The sequence below is a fragment of the Acidaminobacter hydrogenoformans DSM 2784 genome, from assembly GCF_900103005.1.
GTDB classification, from domain to species: Bacteria; Bacillota; Clostridia; order Peptostreptococcales; family Acidaminobacteraceae; genus Acidaminobacter; species Acidaminobacter hydrogenoformans.
Window position 1 is genome coordinate 23040 of record NZ_FMWL01000005.1, and the last position, 16685, is coordinate 39724.

The following is a 16685-nucleotide window of genomic DNA, read 5'->3' on the forward strand; positions in this document are numbered from 1 at the left end:
CTCTTGTCATCAACATTAAGCACTATTTTGTATTTGCAATAGCCAGTTGATTTCAAAAGGCATACCATTTCACCTTGCTACAAAAAACCTTCTAATTTTTGTAGTATTCTACTATCAAACAATGCATTTGTTCATTTTTATACGCCGATTGAAGAATAAATATGACAAAATCAAAGTGAAAGAATTAAGAGTAATGGAGGGAGCAGTATGAGTGATTATTTACAAGTAGCAAATGATCCGATGCTTTGGTTAATGGCACTACCCGTAGTATCACTTGTTGGAATCCAGGCAGCACTATTTTCAAAAAAGGCTTATAACTCAATACAATACGCAGATATGACTGCGAAAGAAGCAAGAAAGGCATTGAAAGTCGGGGCCATCTCCGCCATTGGACCAGCGGTGGCAGTATTTATAGTCATGCTGGGGATGATGGCTGTCGTTGGAGCGCCTATTACTTGGATGAGACTTGCGATTATTGGATCTGCTCCGACTGAGTTGACGGCAGCAACCATGGGTGCCCAGGCGATGGGCGTTGAATTCGGATCGCCGGATTATGGGGTTATGGAATATTCTGCATCTGTTTGGACCATGACACTAAATGGTATTGGCTGGCTCTTATTCTGTGGTCTTTTTACACACAAACTGGAGGGTATCAGGGATAAGGTTGCAAAAGGTGACGCCAGACTTACCGTCGAGATTGGTGGCGCTGCAATGCTTGGCGCATTCGCATACCTGGTTGGAGGACATCTTGTTGCGGGTGGCGGAAGGTTGATTGCTGCAATAGCTTCAGGGGCTGCAATGATCGCTTTGGTTTATCTATCAAAAAGAATGCCGAAGCTCCTTGAGTATAACCTTGGAATTGCAATGGTTGTGGGAATGATCGCGGGTGTAATGTTTAAATAAAATGTTTAAGGAGGCAATCCTATGGAAAACGCGGTTAATAATCCGAGCAAAAATAAATCACCAGACTATGAAAGAAGTTTCAGTAGACCGATCATAAAAACAGGAAGATGGACCTTGTTGATTGCAGTGCCACTGTCATTTTTACCAGCTATTTATTTGTATTTTAAATATGGTGCCATTCCACCTCTTGGCAATATTTTGACGGGATGGTTTTTGATCGCATCCATCTACGGATCTTACTATGTTATTGAACCAGTCTCGTTTTTCCCGGTGCTTGGCGTATCAGGTACATATATGTCCTTCTTGGCAGGTAATATTGGTAATATGCGACTTCCTTGCGCGGCAGTTGCCCAAGAGGCATTAAAGGTTGAGCCAGGCAGCCATAAGGCAGAATTGGTCGCAACGTTGGGCATAGCAGGTTCCATCATAACCAACTTAATCGTTGTCACCATTGCTGCTGTGGCGGGCAATCAATTGTTTTCTTACTTTCCGCCAGCTGTCGTCGATGCGTTTGCATTCGTACTTCCGGGGATCTTTGGATCCATGTTTGCAATGTTTGCCCTAAAGCATCCAAGATATGGCGCATTCGCACTCTCACTTGTGCTGATCATGCTTGGCATCATCAAGGTATTACCTGTCTATGTCGTAATCCCAGTTTCTGTATTTTCAACAATAGCATTTGCGGTTACTGGATATAAGATGAAGAATAAAAAAGCATAATGATGGAGGCACAAAGATGGTTGATAAAAAGGTACATGATTACATTAATAAGGATGAGGCAATAAAACTCCTTCAAGATATGATCAAATTTAAGACTGTGAATGCACCAGGTGATGAATTGCCGTTGGCAGAATTTATTAAGGCAAAGCTGATAGAGATGGGTGTCGAGGAAAGTTATGTAGACGCCTTTGGTGATAACAGAGGCAATGTTGTCGGTAGGATCAAGGGCACCGGAGAGAAAGCAGCTTTGTTCTTCAACGGTCATTTAGATACCGTACCGCCTGGAGATATAATTTGGGAACATGATCCTTATAGTGGCGTATTGATGGACAATAAGATTTATGGCAGAGGATCGGCGGACATGAAGGGTGGATTAGCCGCTATGCTTGTGGCCATGAAGGCTGTAAAAGATGCCGGTTGGAAGTTAAAAGGGGACCTGATTTATACGGCGACCGCTGGTGAAGAAACAGACAGTATAGGCGCGGTTAAATACACAGATGAAGGTGGCCTTGACGGTGTAGGGGCAATTATCATTGGTGAGCCAAGCTCTAACGGTGTAAATGTCGCTGAAAAAGGGGCCTTTTGGGTAGAAATCACGACTTACGGCAAGACAGCCCATGGCGCATTTCCACATAAGGGCATTAATGCGGTTGTGCATATGAATGCGCTGGTAAGCGAGCTGGTGAGTTACAAATTCAAATATGAGGAAAACCCAATTGTGGGACATCCAACGCTCAATATTTCTACCATTAATGGTGGGGTTAAGACCAACGTCGTTCCTGACAAGTGCTCCGTTACCATTGATATGAGAACTGTGCCAGGTCAAGTGCATTCAGAAATCGTGAAAGATTTTGAGGACATCATTGAGAAGCTGTCTTATGAAATCAAGGATTTCAGGGCTGAAGTCAAAGTGTTAAATGACAGGCCTGCCGTTGAAACGAAAGCTGCCAATCCTTTCGTCAAGCTCGCAGTAAAAACGATTAAGGAAGAGTTTGGAAAAGAGGTTGAAGCAAAAGGCGTTAACTTCTACACTGACGCATCTGTCTTCTTGCCGGGAAGAGACCTGCCGTGTATCTTCTATGGACCTGGTGACGCGGATATGGCGCATCAGCCGAATGAATTTGTTCCTGTGGATGGTTATATGGAGTGTATTCATTTCTATATCGCAATGATCCAAAACTATTTGGTTAAATAAGGTGGTTATCAAGTGAATATTCAGGAGTTGGCGAAAGCCTTGCAAGAAGATGTTGTGAAATGGAGGAGAGACCTTCACAGGATCCCTGAGGTAGGGATGGATTTGCCTGAAACCTCTAAGTATATCGCAGAAAGACTGGAAGAAATGAGGATTCCCTATAAGAAAAATGTAGGTGGCTCAGGCATAGTTGGGTTGATTGAAGGTTCGCAGAATGGGAGGACCATTGCCTTAAGAGCGGACATGGATGCTCTGCCGATTGTCGAGGAAACCAGACTTTCATTTGCATCAATCAATGGAAATATGCACGCGTGTGGCCATGATGCACATGCTGCGATCCTATTGGGTGCTGCTAAGGTATTGAATGACAACAAGGAAAGCTTAAAGGGTAATATTAAGCTGATCTTCCAGCCTGCTGAAGAAGGCCCTGGAGGCGCAAAACCCATGCTTGATGAGGGTGTTTTTGAGAATCCTAAAGTTGAGGGCGTACTTGGTCTTCACATTGGGGGCTTGACAGAAGGCAGCAGAGATGGAGAAGTTTTGGTGTCTTATGGGAGTATGATGGCATGCCTCGACAGGTTTAAAATGACAATAAAAGGGAAAGGTTGTCATGGTGCATATCCTGAAAATGGTATAGACCCTATATCCATTGCGGCTCAAGTCATATCCAATGTTCAAACTATCATCAGCAGAGAAATCAGTCCAACGGATCCTGGTGTTGTGACATTTGGGATGATCAATGGGGGTTTTCAATACAATATCATTCCTGATACTGTCGTGGTCGAGGGAACGGTGAGAGCAGTTGATCAAAAGGTAAGAGAATTTTTAGCCAAAAGACTTGAAGAGATTTCAAAGAATGTTGTAGAGGGGATGAGAGGCTCGATTGACATTGAGTATACTTTCGGATATCCACCTCTTGTCAACCATCCTGAAATAACAAAACAATTTGTTGAATCCGCAAAGAAAATTGTTGATGGAAAAGATATTATAGAAATGAAAAAGCCTGTCATGGGCGGAGAAGATATGGCGTATTTTATCAATGAAGTTCCAGGAACCTTTTTCTTCCTAAGCTCTCATCTGCCAATCGATGGTGTTCTGTATCCGCATCACAACAGTAAATTTGCATTAAATGAAGCTATATTTGAAAAAGGTGTTGCCTTAATGGTTCAGGCAGCTACAGATTGGTTGGACAAATAAGCAAAAATCCCGGTTGAAATGATCAATCGGGATTTTTATCTTTAGCAATAAGTGTTAGATGGAATTAAGATGAGAATTATTCTATAATAAGGACATTCGTTGTGATAAACATTAAAAAGGTGTGATTTGATGGGCGTAAGTATAAGAGAGATCCTCAAAGATAAGTATTTCAAAAAGTATCAGGTTCTTGCCGGCGAGACGGGTCTTGATCGAGAAGTACAAGCAGTTGCTCTTTTTGATGCGCCGGATGGCTATAAGTGGTTTAAGGGTAAAGAACTTGTTATTACTACAGGCTATTTACTGCAGGATACTAAATATTTCATGGATGTATTGAAATTTTTGCATAGTCATAATTCTGCTGGTGTGGGAATCAAGGTGGATCGATATCTTAAAAAGATCCCAGAAGAGGTCATACAGTTATGTAATGAGATAGGTATGCCTTTGATTGACATACCTTTTAATGAGGCGTGGATAGATATAATCAATGCTGTCAACTCAATTGCGGTCAATAGATTTATCAGCAAATTGATAGATGTACCGGAAACTCATGGTCAAGTTAATCCCAGATATCTTCAGAATAAGATCCTTTATATACTGAGCAAACTAAGTAATGAAATTAACAAGCCAATCACTATTGTTCAAGCTAAAGACAATAAAACAGTGACTTATCCTGAGTCCTATGAAGTTGATCAGCAGATCAATTATCACGGCGACGTTGAAGACTTGGGGTTCAGTTATATTCGAGAAATTATTTGTGATAAATTAAATATAATCAGAATTCAAGCTGTTGATGAAGATATAATCCCTTGGCTGATGATCCCAATAAGAATCAGGGATTTTCAAGTTGCTAAGATGATCATATGGGAAGAGAAGGAAAGCATTGACTACTTTGATCTTTTTGCGATAAGAATGACATCGACGCTATTAATGGAAATCTATGAACAGATTTATATCTTTTATAATTTTGAGGGTAGATACTATGATGATTTCATAAAGGGACTAATTTCCGGTGAGCTTAATAGCTATTCCAAAATCCGAGAATTTTCTCAAGGGATTAGAAGGGTAAGAATTTCTTTGGACAATGTCTATACCGTCTCGGTCATAAAAGCAACTCAAGAAGGCTTTAATTTACATACTTATAGAGACAGAATCTATAATAGTGTATTATCCAATTTGGACATCCACAAGAATATATTTGGAATCATTTCCAAGGTGCTTATGGTTGTCATTACAGACACAAAGGGCGCTGAAGCTGACCGGAAATCCATACATAAAAGCTTAGAAAAGGTTTTGCGTGAGTTAAATGAGTGTATCAGAGAATCTGACTTCATCATGGGGATTGGGTCGGAGGTGAATGATGTAATCTCTGTCAGAAGAAGTTATATCGAGGCTATTAAGGCATTGGAGGTTGGGCAGATTCTTTACGAAAATGTGCCAGTCGTTGCTTTTGAAGACTTAGGTCCATTTGGGCTGCTTCGACTTGAAAATATTCAAAAACGTGATTTTGGGAGTAATTTTGATAAGATTCGGCCTTTGATGGAGGATGAAAATGGTGAAGGCCTTTTGGAAACATTGAAGGTTTTTCTTGAATGCGAATCGAATTATAATATTGCAGCGAAAAAGCTATTTCATCACACGAATACCATCAGATACAGAATTTCCAAGATCCAGCAAATGTGCGACATAGATCTCAAGGATCCTGTGGAGAGGCTGAAGACAGAGATTACTCTTCGATTTTTGGATTTGTTGGAGTAGGTTTCACCATTGGATATAGTTGGTTAAAGTTTGATGTATGGTGTGGGGATATTAAGTTGAACGGATTGTGATTAGCATTTAAAATGCGACTAAAGTCTGACAGGAATGGCGGGGGTGATGTATTGATAAAATTCGAATTGAGCGAGATTGTCATAAAATCACCCGGTATGCAAATCAGGGATAAAATTGTTGAAAAGTTCGGATCTGTCGAGAGCTTTGCCAAGGAAATCCAATTGTATGAGACGTCCATCAATCAGTATCTTTCAAGTCGAAATCTTGGGTCAACAACCTTCAAAATCAGAACGATGCAGGCGTTTGGCTGCAATTTTAATGATCTGTTCATGACTGAAACCGAGCAGATCAGGTATTTCACCAGCACAGTGTCCTGGTACATAGAAAGCTACAATCAGTTGAAGGATATTGAAATACTTGAAAAGCTCAAGAAGCTCACAATTGAAAAAGAGCTTATGGAAGATTATGCAATCATTTGCCGGTGTTTCGCTTATTATTACCGTAATCAGGGCAAGCATGACAGGGCACTTTCGTATATTGAGCTTGCAGTCAATTATATGAGGGGCAAAAAGAACATTGACCGTTTTGGTCTTTACCTATCTGATCTTATGGTTATGAAGCTGCCTTTTACCGGAAGAAGCGGTATGGTGAAATTGCTCGAAGAATTTTATTTAACGCTGGACCGTGTCGAAGGTCCGCTCACCAAAGGCCATATGTACTCCAATCTTGCTCAGACTTACTATGAGTTTGGGGATTATACAAAATGTATCGAGAACCTGACTAAAGCCCTTGAGTACCTGAAGGATCCGCTGACAGCAGCAAGAATCAGGATTAGGATAGGAGATGCTTATAAGAGGCTTGGAAAGTGGGAGTCGGCATTTAAAAATCTTGAAATGGCTGAGGCGCTATTGGTTCCAGAAGATGAGACCATTAGATTTGTCTATGAGGGGTACGCACTTTATTATTTGGAAAATGGCAGTTTAGCTCTGGCGGACAAGTTTTCGGATGCTATCTTCAATAATGGGTCGTGGTTCATTTCGTCGTCTGAAAATCATTTTATCGAGACGGTCGCTGCTGTTAAAGTATCTGTTTCAAAAGAAGAAGATTTATTGGCGATATTTGAAAAGCTCTTGAAAGAGCTGCATCTTGGCTATCTTTATGCCCTGCATCATTTGGCGCACTTTGACGGTATTTTGGAGAAATATGAGTTCAGCGAAATACAGCTCAGTAAAATGCGCGAAATGATTATTAAGAAAATCCTGAAAAAACGTCTTAATGAGGATCATAAAAACATGCTGAAGCAAATTCTGGGGACAATCACCATTAAATTGAATCCAATTTAGAATGACCTATAGTAAATGTAAGTTAGATTTGCACCCATCTGTGATAAATGTCGCAGATGGGTTTTTTTATATATGATTATGGAAAATAATAACATTCAGCAGAGCGGTTAAAGATCATGCATTTCCAACGTTCCAAGTTGTTTGAAATTTAGTAGTGTGAAGTCTAAATATTTTGTCAGAATTGTTTGATGGATTTATTGCTTCTTAAAATTAAGTAAAATACACAGTTGAAGGGCAGGGATTAAGAATATTCTGAATGGCGATCAATTTTTATATACGAAAATAGAAAAAAGTGGAAGATGCATCCGTTGTTAAAAGCAGACCAATCCGAATATAATAAGCTCATTCAAAGAATAAGCCCTGATCAGGCAGTTTTTCAAATCTCTTAAATAAGCAGTAAGGAAGTGGTGTAATGAGTGAAGCAAATATCAAGGATCTGCCTGTGAAGCAAACAAAACTGGCAGAAACGGATACCGTTCAATTTGAGGAAGCCTATGCGACAAAGCATAATGACACTTCAGTCACCTGTAAGGCTCTGGACTCGGTGATCTTCTATGGGGAGACTTCAGAGGTCAATGCTGTGGGACATCATGATTATAATGACTTTCTGAAACTGACCAGAAGCAAACAGATTTTGACCGGATTTGATCCGCAGTACCATGACTTTGTGGACTATATCATGAAAATCACGCATCAAATATGGGAAGAAAAAGGTATTGGCATCATCTATGACACCTATCACAATAATGTGACGATGCATCTGGGTTCATTTAATCTGAGCGGTATTCAATCCGTCATTTCTGGAACGCTTCAGACGCTGCATGCCTTTCCTGACAGGAGACTGATTGGACAAAATGTCATCTGGTCAAGGCATGGAGAAAATGGGTACCTTTCATCCCACAGAATTTTATCCACTGCCACAAATCTCAATGACAGCAGCTTTGGCCCTGCAACCGGGAAGCGCATCAGCTTTAGAACAACTGTTGACTGTGCGGCAGAAAATAACCGGATCTACGAAGAGTGGCTGGTCAGGGACAATCTGTGGATCGTCAGACAGCTTGGCTATGATCCTCATGAAGTTGCCAGAAGAATGGCAAAACAAACAGTCGCTGCAGGCGTACAAGTGACGCATTTTGGTTTGGACGAAAATATGAGGGGCCAGATTATGCCTGAGAAATATGTGGCAAAAGATCACGACATAGGCGAATGGGTCCTCCAGGCAATGAGTGAAATGTATCAGTGCAGATTGTTTAATAAAGTCACGCAGTATTACAATGAGAACTCTGTGGTGCATTACATCTGTGATAAAGATCTGACGGGTCACCTTCAAATTCAGGGAATGTTCATCCATTTCTTTGCCTCTTTCCCAAATGCCAACTTTATTGTCGAACGCGTCACCTGCAATGAGGGGATTGAAAGAGAAACTTATGATGTCGCAGTCAGATGGCGACTTTCTGGTATGCATGAGGGGTATGGCTATTTTGGGAAACCTTCATTCAAGCCGGTGGAAATACTTGGAATAACACATTTCAGCATTGTGGAACGTAAAATTGTTGAGGAATGGGTAACCTTTGACGCGCTGGATGTTTTGAAGCAAACCTATGCTGGAGATTTTGAGAGGGAGGATCAACAATGAGTACTGCTGAAAACCTGAAAAGATCAGAAGAGGATAACATTATCTTAGGAAAAGAAAGAACCAATCTCCAAAGGAACATAGCATTCTTATCCATCCTCGTGATCTATTTCTTTTACTGCTATAATTTTATGGTAGGTACTTTTGTTAAACCGACTATGATTTATACGATTGCTGAAGGTGGTTTTGGGTTTACGCTGAAGCAGACGGAATCCATCTTTGCCATTATGTCTTTTGCTACCATACCTGGAACGCTGCTATTCGGATGGATGTCCTCAAAGCTTGGAAAGAAGTATACTTTGATGATTGTGGCACTGACGATCACCGCGACAACGTACCTTCCAATGCTTTCGCCTATGAATTATACGCTTTGGCGGATCGCGAGATTCACTACGGGCTTTGCACTTGGTGGTGTTTTCGGCACGGCGGTGCCTTTGGTCGCAGAGATGTACAAGCAAAAGTACCGCGGCAAGCTCGCGGCCATCATGACCAGTACCTTTTCGGTTGCGATGATTTTCGGCGGCAAGCTTTACGGTCTTCTTGGAGACGCAAACTGGGATATTTTAATGTACACAGCTATTATACCTCCGGCAATTGGAGCGATCCTGGTTTACTTCTTCGTACCAAATGATTATGAATACACGCGCCAATTAATAAGCAGCGCAAAAGAAAAAGGTGAGAAGATCAATTACCTGAGTATGTATAAAGGCAAATACTTATGGATTGGTATTGGTGTCATCCTGCTTTCAGGTGCTAACTTTACAGCCTATTCAAGCTTCTCAAACAACTCGACAACCTATTTGAAGACTGTCCTTGGCATGAGTGCCGCTGCAGCCGGCAGTATCTATAGTATGCAGGGTTGGGGTCAGCTCATTGGTTACAATGTCTGGGGCACTATAGCAGACAGATTTGGCAGAAAGGTTCCGGCTATAGGCATGGGTCTCAGTGCAGTCGCTGTCTTTATCTATATGCAGCTCAGCTCGAGTGATGTCAGTATGTTTAAAGTCATTTCACTGCTTCTTGGATTTTGTGTTGGCTTCTCCGGAGCATGGGGTGCCTATTACACTGAGCTATTTCCAAAACGTTTCAGCGCACTTGCACCAGGGATTTCCTTCAATGGCGGCCGCTTGATTTCGACTTATGCACTGCCTATGATAGCAGGTGTTGCAGCCACCTCCGCTGGTATGCCGGGCATATTTAGAATTTCTATGATCGTGTTTGTGATCGGTGCGGTGGTATGGTTCTTACTTCCTGAAACATTAAACAAAGCGAGAGAAGACTAACTGAACCTTTAGACAGGAGTATGATCATGGGAAAGTATCAGGAAATAAAAAACGTTGTCAGCGCATATTTTAATGCACTTGAGGCTTCAACGTGTGATAATGTTGAAAATGTCTTGAAGACGTTCATGTCGGAAGATTATGACTGGCGAGGGGTCTATCCCTTCAGGGAACAATCTGGTGCCACGGCAGCGGCTGAAGTTTTCTGGAAGCCCCTCATGAATGCGCTTAAACATTTACAGAGGCGGCAGGATATTTTCATTGCGGGAACGAATGAAATTGGGCATGAGCCTTGGGTCATGAGCATGGGCCATTTTGTGGGGCTCTTTGATGAAGACTGGTTAGGCATTAGAAAAACAGGAAAGATGATGCATTTAAGGTACGCTGAATTCAATTGTGTCGAGGATGGGAAAATCACCAAAACGGGACTCTTTGTAGATCTGATAGGGTTTATGCAGCAGGCAGGCGCGAATCCATTACCGCCTTCCACAGGTCAATATTTTGTTTATCCCGGACCAAGATCCCATCAAGGCTTATTGTTTGAAGATGCCCCGGAAGAAGAAGGCATAAAGACACTTGCGCTCGTCAACGCCATGGTGGATGATCTGACAGAACTCAATAAGAGTGGCGCAGGTGGCTGTCCGCCTGAGGTGCTTCAAAAGACATGGCACGACAATATGATCTGGTATGGCCCTGCCGGAATTGGCGCCAGCTATACAATTCCACGCTATCAAGCCCAGCATCAGCTGCCATTTAGAAACAACTTGAAGGACAAAGTCTTTAACGGCCATGTTTGCAGGTTTGCAGAAGGAAGCTTCGCGTGTTTCTTTGGCTGGCCCAATCTTTCAAATACACCAACTGGAGGGTTCCTTGGTTTGCCAGGGGGTGAAATCAGGGCGGATATGCAAGTCGTGGATGTCTACTCCAGACAAGGTGATAAGCTCTCTGAAAACTGGGTGTTCATAGATCTTCCATACTGGCTCAAACAGCAAGGTCTGGATGTTATTGAGAGAACCGCTTCCATTTTTAATCCGGAGTGCGCTAAGTAAACATAAGTTTTTAGGATTATTTTGATGCCGTCGTGAACCGGCGGATCGATATAATCCTTTTTCCACATACCAGAGAGGAGGAAAATTATGCTTTCGATTCTGGACACCGGGATTATTATTGTCTATTTGATCAGCATGATCGTCATGGGCTACACCCTTGGAAAAGGGAACAAAACTTCAAATGACTATTTCCTTGCGAATCGCGCCATGCCATGGCTTCCGGTAGGCTTCTCTGTCGCGGCCACCATGATCAGCGCCAATGGCTTTGTAGGAGGTCCGGGATGGGCGTATCAAGATGGGATCCGACCTTACATGGTCAATATTGGCGTGCCCTTAGCCATATTTTTTGTGATGCTGACCTCTATGCCCATCATTTATCATTTAAAGATTACTTCAGTGTATGAGTATGTTGAAATGCGCCTTGGTGTGAAGACAAGAGTTTTAACCGTGATTGGTTTTCTCAGCAATTCCATAATTCAAATCAGTTCAATGGTCTTCATCCCTGCCCTCATTCTTAGAACATTCACGGGTTGGAGATTGGAAGTTATTGTGCCTGTCATTGTTCTGGTGGCAATCCTGTATACGCTGCTTGGCGGCATTAAAGCGGTTATCTGGACAGATTTGATTCAAATGTTGGTTCTGTGGGGTGGTCTGTTTATTGCAATGGCCATAATTCTTAATGGATTAGAATTAGGATTTATGGAGACCGTTCAAATTGGCAAGGAAGCCGGAAAGCTTGCTGCATTTGACTTTTCATTGAAGCTTAGCAGCGCGAATACTTTTTGGGCGACTTTGATTGGTGGTACTTTTATGTGGCTGCGTTACTTTGGCTTTGACCAGGGGCAAGTGCAGAGAATGCTGACTTCAAAATCTATGAAAGGACTAAAAAGATCGTTCTTATTCAGCGCAGTAATGATGAACGTTATGTACTTTACGTTTATGATCTTAGGCGTTTTATTGTATGTTTATTTTGAAGGTGCGACGTTTTCGAATGCGAATGAAATTATGATCACTTTCATTCAAAATAACTTGCCGGTTGGTTTGATTGGGCTGTTGATTGCCGGCGTTTTCGCGGCCGCCATGTCAAGCATTGACTCGTTGCTCAATTCCATGACCACTGTCTTTGTAAAAGACATTTACGAAAGATTTTTTGTAAAAGCTGAGAGGGAGACGACCCTGAAGTTTTCCATGACCATATCTTTGTTATGGGGGATCTGTATCATATTTGTTACACTCTTTAGCTTTTCAGGAACGACCAGATCAGTGCTGGATACGGTCGGAAGCTATATTTCTTATATTTCAGGGCCAATGTGTGGGGCGTTTATCCTGGCAATGGCAACGAAAAGAGCAAACGACGAGGGTGTTACCCTTGGAGTCGTAATTGGATTTGCACTGACTCTATATTTTGGAAAAACGGCAGGAGCGAACTGGCTTTGGAATCCGGCGGTTGGTGCGGGATCCACCATGCTGATAGGGTATCTGGCCAGCTTGGTCTCCAAACCTAAAACTGAATCGGCTGCGACGGACCAGTTTACAATTTTGGGGATGCGCGAATATCTGATTCGGAATAATCATAGTACAGAGGACGGGGTATCATGTCTTCCGCTCCACATGGATCGTTATACGTGGCTGGTTCTGATGTTTTTTATGGCGCAATATGTTGTGCTGGCTGCTTTACAGTATTAAGTGTGAGTTGAAGTTTCGCGTCCAATTAAGTGGGCTATAATGGGTTTAAATTTGGCTGCGCTGCGAAAAAGAGACCATCGGCAAATTCCTACAGCTTTTAGGAGCGGTAGAAACGTTGCCGATGGTCTCTTGTCATCATGGGTGAAACTTAACTTAAAAGTTATGCCGCGTCACTTTATTATATTAGAACGGGCCGTAATTCGTCAGATGCGCAATGTAAACCAGGATGAAGGCTGCAATGTGGAGCACGATCTGGAGCTTCCAGACATACTTGAACCATGCTTTGAAATCGATCTTGACCATGGCGAGGCCTGCCATGAGGGCACCGCTGGTTGGCCAGAGCTGGTTGCTGATGCCGTCGCCAAACTGATAAAGGGTTACCATGACTTGCTGGTTGATCTTAAGGATTTGTGCCAGTGGGCCCAGGATTGGCATGAGCATCATGGCCTTGCCGCTGGCGGAGACGACGAAGAAGTTGAAGGCGACGACGGAGAGGAAGACCAGAAGCAGTGTGACAATGGCGCTTTGGCCCTGGAGTGAGCTTGCGAGGCCATGAACGGCGGTGTCGACGATTTTTGCCTGGTTCATGAGGAGGACAACGGAGCGGGCAAAGCCAATCGCGAGAGCCGCAGGAAGTATGGCGCCAGCGCCCTTGCCAAATTCAATGGCGGTTTGGCTTGGGTTGAGCCTCAGTATGAAAACGAGGACGATGGCAAACATGACCCAAACTGCAGACATTTCCGGGATGCCCCACTTGAGTTGAACTGGGCCATAGGCGTTGATAATGAAGGTTGCTGCAAGGCCGAAAAGCGCCAATTTTCTGCGGGTAGTGAACTCGAGGCTGGCACTCGCATCTTCTTGTGCATGTTTGACGGTTGCGAGCTGTTCTTTATAGTCCTCTGCCATGACGCTCTTGTTAGGGTCTTTTTTTATTTTTTTGGCGTAGCTGACCAAATAAACAGCTGTTATGACAAAGAAGACGAGAAGGCTGATAATGCGGAAGGTCATGCCGGAGTAGAGCGGGAGGCCTACCAGCATTTGGCTGATGCCTGTGGAATAGAAGTTAGCTACACCTGCGGTGAAGCCTGCCATCATACCGGCACCATAAGTCGCGAAACCGGTGACTCTGTCAAAGCCGAGTCCAACAGCCACGGAAACGACGAGTGGAATGAACGGTATGCCACCTTCTCCAAGGCCAATAGTGCCCATGAGGGTGAAGACAAACGCGAGGATCAGCATGATGCCAATTTCTTTGCCGCCGGAAACGCGGATCAGGGCCTGGATCCCAGCGCCCATTGCGCCGGACTTGTTAAGTAAGTGGATGGAGCCTGAAGCGAGTAATAACATAACAATGATTCCTGCGGATTCTACAACGCCGTTATGAAGTGCCTTGAAATAGTCAAATACAGTGATGGGTTTGGCTTCAACGCCTGATGCGAATTGGGTTGGATCGACGATCATGGCGCCGGTGTTGGGGTCGGCGACTCTGGCATACTCACCGGATGGTACAATCCATGAAAGTCCGACCACCAGGAGCATGACAATCAAGAAGATGATGTAGACGTGAGGGAGTTGAAAGCCTTTCTTCTTGCTTTTGGGTTCTTGGGACTGATCGAGTTTCAAATTCTTTGCGGTTTCTGACATGTGTTCTCCTCCTCAAAAGAGTTGTTTTCAGGGTGGCTTGTTGAAATCACTGAATTGCTTAAATAATTAGCAAATTTCTCGCCAGTTTGGAGGTTTTGTAATTAAAATTTTATTTTTATTTGAGGAGAGGTATGGAAGTGTTGAAAAAACACAATTTGAGTTTTTAGATTTATAGAATTTCTTTTGAAAGAGAGGTTCAATATGAGTTTACTATAGGTTGACGTAAAAAATGTCATGCTTCTTGTAAAATTTATTTGGCGTTTGTAAAAATATATGGGGGAGCTTTGGAGGGGAGAGGGTGGTGATTAATGAGACCATCGGCAAATGCTGTTCTGAGGCTTTGATTTTTGTATGGACGAGATTGGATATTAAAGGCGAGTTTTGGGGAATAAGTTTAATAAAGGAGTGGATCATTATGTACGACAACCATGCGATCTACTTTCCGCCGGACGAATTGGCGTCCGTTTTGCTGCCGGTGACCACGGGCTGCTGGTACAACAAGTGCGCATACTGCTCTATGTATAAGGATGATGACTATAGCGAAATTTCGCTGTGGGATATTGAAAAAGAATTGCTCAATGGACCGCCTTATACGGAGAAGGTGTTTTTGACAGGTGCGGATCCGTTGTGGGTGGGCTTTGATAAGCTGAGGAAGATCTTGGCACTGATTCGTCAGTATTTGCCTTACTGCGCCTGTGTGGCCTCGTATGCTTCGGTGAGGAGTGTTTCGAAATATACGGTTGAGGAGCTCGCGCTGCTTCATAACGAAGGGCTCAGGCTGCTGTACATTGGCTTTGAGACGGGGCGGGACGAGGCGCTGAGAGTCATGAGAAAGGGGCATACTGCGGTGCAGGCTGTGGAACAGGCCCGGAAGCTAAACGCGGCCAGGCTGCCGTTCAACACCATTGTAATGTATGGGATTGCAGGGGAGGGTAATGGCGAGGCGAATGCCGCTGCGACGGCTGATATGATCAATCAGTTTAAGACAAACAGAGTCATTACCATGAACCTGACGATTTTTTACGGAACGGAGCTGAGTAAGATGGTGGAACGGGGGGAGTTTGTGCCTCCGAACAGCAAGGAAAGACTGGTGGAAATCCGGACGCTGCTGGAGAAACTGGAGACGACGGAGCGGATGATCTTTGATACGACGCATCCCACGAATATCATCAAGATCAAGGGGACGCTGCCGGAGGACCGGGTGCGGTTGATTCGGGAGGTTGAGCGGTATATTTCGAAACGGATGGTTTTTGTGTGATGTTTGGTGGGGGACTGGGCCCAACCAAAAAACGAGAAGCGGGGCGGGATTTGACTGCACTTTCGCAGTCAGACTCCCGCTCCGCTTTTTTCAATGTTCAATTTGAATTTCACAGCCACTTATATCATCTTTTTCGCAGATTAAACTTCTTTGCCTGCCTTACTTCCTTCAATGATGTCAGCGGCTTTTTCTGCCCAGATTGCCAGTAATAATGACAATCCTATGATGACAATGGCACTGGTGGTAAACGGCAGATAGTCAATGCTGGCCTGGCCGTCCTCGTGGAGTACTTCGAGCTGAATCCCTTATTTTTTAATGCCGGTGATTCGGAAATACAGAAATCCAATATTGCCGTCTGCCTTGGTGGCTTCACCCTTGTCGACCCCGAGGCCCACATACAGGAATTCTTCTCCTGGTCCCTCGAAGCTGTAGCCATAGCCGTTTTCTGGGTTGACAAAATTTATGTTAACCATCTTATCCATGACGTCGTGCTGGCGGAGCTCAGTCACATAAAGGCCATTGATCACAAGGGTAGGGTTGCCGTAGGTGCTTGTGTCGGCATGGAAGAGTTCTTCGTCACGCTCGCCGTCATATTTCAGGGTGATGTTGGATTTGAGGGGCACGGTCTCGCCAGAGTCATGGACGAGCTCAAGGTCAAGCGCGACGCTTATGCTGCCGCCTCTTTCAAGGATGAATTCGCCGCTTTGTGGCACTGTTTCATAGTACGGTCTGTAATAAAATACTGGCTCAAGACGGATGGCTTTTGGCGGATCCTCACTCATTGCGCTCGAGAGCCAGTTTCCTTCATTGTAGCTCTCTTCCCGTACAAGGCCATAGGCCTCATAGGGATCCTGGAAGGTGCCGGAGCCGGCTGAGGAACCTGCACCGTCATCCCCGCAAGCGGTCAGGCCAAACAGCGACAAGCTTGTAGCCAACAGTAGAAAAAGAAGTTTCTTCATTTCAAATGCCTCCTTGGGTGGGTGATACAATTTTCCTCTATTATAACTGAGAAT

The 16685-nt window shown here is 43.7% G+C and carries 13 protein-coding genes; 11 read left to right on the top strand and 2 right to left on the bottom strand.

All coding sequences use genetic code 11. The features are described 5' to 3' along the window. Positions 1-207 precede the first annotated feature (207 nt). The 10 genes from BLP63_RS06445 to BLP63_RS06490 all read left to right on the top strand — a co-directional run bounded on the left by BLP63_RS06445 (position 208) and on the right by BLP63_RS06490 (position 12770). On the top strand, positions 208-903 hold the full coding sequence (locus tag BLP63_RS06445) for a DUF5058 family protein (RefSeq protein ID WP_092590095.1): 696 nt from the start codon (positions 208-210) through the stop codon (positions 901-903). Between the two features lie 21 nt (positions 904-924). After that, positions 925-1623 carry a hypothetical protein gene (locus tag BLP63_RS06450; protein ID WP_092590096.1) on the top strand — a complete coding sequence of 233 codons (699 nt, stop codon included), beginning with the start codon at positions 925-927 and terminating at the stop codon, positions 1621-1623. 16 nt (positions 1624-1639) lie between these two features. Continuing rightward, complete coding sequence (locus BLP63_RS06455; RefSeq protein WP_092590097.1) at positions 1640-2818, top strand: M20 family metallopeptidase; 1179 nt, start codon at positions 1640-1642, stop codon at positions 2816-2818. 12 nt (positions 2819-2830) lie between these two features. Further along, complete coding sequence (locus tag BLP63_RS06460) at positions 2831-4012, top strand: M20 metallopeptidase family protein (RefSeq protein ID WP_092590098.1); 1182 nt, start codon at positions 2831-2833, stop codon at positions 4010-4012. A 129-nt stretch (positions 4013-4141) separates the two neighbouring features. Next, the gene (locus tag BLP63_RS06465; protein WP_092590099.1) at positions 4142-5767 is read left to right on the top strand and encodes a PucR family transcriptional regulator; all 1626 of its coding nucleotides are present in this window, start codon (positions 4142-4144) and stop codon (positions 5765-5767) included. Positions 5768-5889: 122 nt separating this feature from the next. Beyond that, a complete protein-coding gene (locus BLP63_RS06470) occupies positions 5890-7122 on the top strand; it encodes a tetratricopeptide repeat protein (RefSeq protein ID WP_092590100.1) in 1233 nt (410 codons plus the stop codon). A gap of 412 nt (positions 7123-7534) precedes the next feature. Further along, a complete protein-coding gene (locus BLP63_RS06475) occupies positions 7535-8758 on the top strand; it encodes an ester cyclase (protein ID WP_092590101.1) in 1224 nt (407 codons plus the stop codon). Continuing rightward, entirely contained in the window at positions 8755-10038 is a 1284-nt protein-coding gene (locus tag BLP63_RS06480) for an MFS transporter (protein ID WP_092590102.1), read from the top strand. The genes BLP63_RS06475 and BLP63_RS06480 overlap by 4 nt, the downstream gene beginning before the upstream one ends. Positions 10039-10064: 26 nt before the next feature. Continuing rightward, entirely contained in the window at positions 10065-11084 is a 1020-nt protein-coding gene (locus tag BLP63_RS06485) for a nuclear transport factor 2 family protein (protein WP_092590103.1), read from the top strand. A gap of 87 nt (positions 11085-11171) precedes the next feature. Then, a complete protein-coding gene (locus BLP63_RS06490; protein WP_092590104.1) occupies positions 11172-12770 on the top strand; it encodes a sodium:solute symporter in 1599 nt (532 codons plus the stop codon). A 183-nt stretch (positions 12771-12953) separates the two neighbouring features. On the opposite strand, the gene BLP63_RS06495 is transcribed toward BLP63_RS06490, so the two are convergent. Beyond that, entirely contained in the window at positions 12954-14414 is a 1461-nt protein-coding gene (locus BLP63_RS06495; RefSeq protein WP_092590105.1) for a YfcC family protein, read from the bottom strand. Positions 14415-14829: 415 nt separating this feature from the next. On the opposite strand from BLP63_RS06495, the gene BLP63_RS06500 reads away from it, so the two are divergent. Then, positions 14830-15672: a radical SAM protein gene (locus tag BLP63_RS06500; RefSeq protein WP_092590279.1), complete on the top strand. Its 843-nt coding sequence runs from the start codon at positions 14830-14832 to the stop codon at positions 15670-15672. A 305-nt stretch (positions 15673-15977) separates the two neighbouring features. Here BLP63_RS06500 and BLP63_RS06510 read toward each other — a convergent pair whose 3' ends face one another. Beyond that, on the bottom strand, positions 15978-16631 hold the full coding sequence (locus BLP63_RS06510; RefSeq protein ID WP_092590107.1) for a hypothetical protein: 654 nt from the start codon (positions 16629-16631) through the stop codon (positions 15978-15980). Positions 16632-16685 lie beyond the last annotated feature (54 nt).